This is a genomic window from Kaistella yananensis, from assembly GCF_026107505.2.
Lineage (GTDB): Bacteria > Bacteroidota > Bacteroidia > Flavobacteriales > Weeksellaceae > Kaistella > Kaistella yananensis.
Genome location: NZ_JAPCHZ010000017.1, coordinates 1 through 1,261, shown reverse-complemented (window position 1 = coordinate 1,261; position 1,261 = coordinate 1). Strand labels below are relative to the sequence as shown.

Annotated in this window: 1 protein-coding gene; it reads left to right on the top strand. The window is 32.8% G+C overall.

Going from position 1 to position 1,261, the window contains the following annotated elements; all coding sequences use genetic code 11:
* Window positions 1-269 precede the first annotated feature (269 nt).
* Window positions 270-1,130, top strand: a complete 861-nt coding sequence (locus tag OK344_RS13395; protein ID WP_025069680.1) for an AadS family aminoglycoside 6-adenylyltransferase — start codon at window positions 270-272, stop codon at window positions 1,128-1,130.
* Window positions 1,131-1,261: the final 131 nt, after the last annotated feature.

The following is a 1,261-nucleotide window of genomic DNA, read 5'->3' as shown; positions in this document are numbered from 1 at the left end:
TTTAAAACAAGGCAGAGGACTGATATGTTAGATGAGGCTTTTACTCTCTAAGGGTATTGTTAGTTCACCTCTGTCTTGTTTATTTTAAAGGTATTAATTTTATGGATGTAAAGTAAAGATAGTATTGCCAAAAGCGGGGCTGAACGGCTTCGATTAGACATTTGAGGAAGGTTCAACATTAATATTTCTATTGAACATTTGTGCTAAAAATCCCCGCCTTCGGCAATACCCAAAACGTTGTACGACATAGTAAAACCCACCTCGTAAAAATGAAAGTTCGTGACGAAAAACTAAAAGCAATAATTGATTGGTCTAAAAATAACCGAGACATAAGAGCAGTATTATTGACAAGTTCACTTGTAAATCCATTAGCACCTGTTGACGATTTTAGCGACTTAGACATTGAACTTATATTCGAAAATAACGCCAAATATATTTCAGACAATACTTGGACAGAAAATTTTGGAAATCCAATTGCAATGGTTGAAGAAGACGAAACCTATTTCGAAGGTAAACACGCTATGAAAATGGTTTTATATGCTGACTATGTCAAAGTAGATTTCAAATTATACAGCAAACCCGAATTTTTACTTGACGCAAAAAAAAATGAATTACACGAAGATTGGGATATTGGCTATAAAGTTTTGGTGGATAAAGAAGGGCTAACAAATAGTCTAAAAAAGCCTACTCACCAGATTTTTATAATAAAAAAACCTACAGAAAAAAAATTCAAACAAGTTTTAAATGACTTTTGGTGGGACATTGCTCATACCGCAAAATGTATTATTAGGGATGACTTGTTTTATACAAAGTTTATGACTGAAAATAATATCCGAACAGACTATTTAATCCCTTTAATCGAATGGTACATTTCAAGCGAACATAATTGGAATATTACAACCAATAAATACGGCAGACTTTTTAAAAAATACCTGACTACCGATTTGTGGGAAACAATAGAACAAACATTTTCAGGAAGTAAAAAAAATGATAATTGGGATGCTTTATTTGCAATGGCTGATTTAGTTTCAAAAATTGGAACTGAATTATCGAAAAAACTAAATTATGATTATCCCAAAAAATTAGAAAAAGACATACGAAAATATTTGGACGAATTAAAAACTAAATAAATAACTACGTCGTACAATAGCTAAGTTTTCGTTGCGTGCGCAGCACGAACAATGAAAACCCTGTTGAACGGAACCTTCGGCAGCTTTTGGTTGGGTATTTTCCCACACTATGGGTTTATCGACAAAAGATT

Bases quoted from the DNA above. Each gene is read 5' to 3' on its own strand.
- OK344_RS13395 (WP_025069680.1), top strand. From the start codon at position 270: ATGAAAGTTCGTGACGAAAAACTAAAAGCAATAATTGATTGGTCTAAA.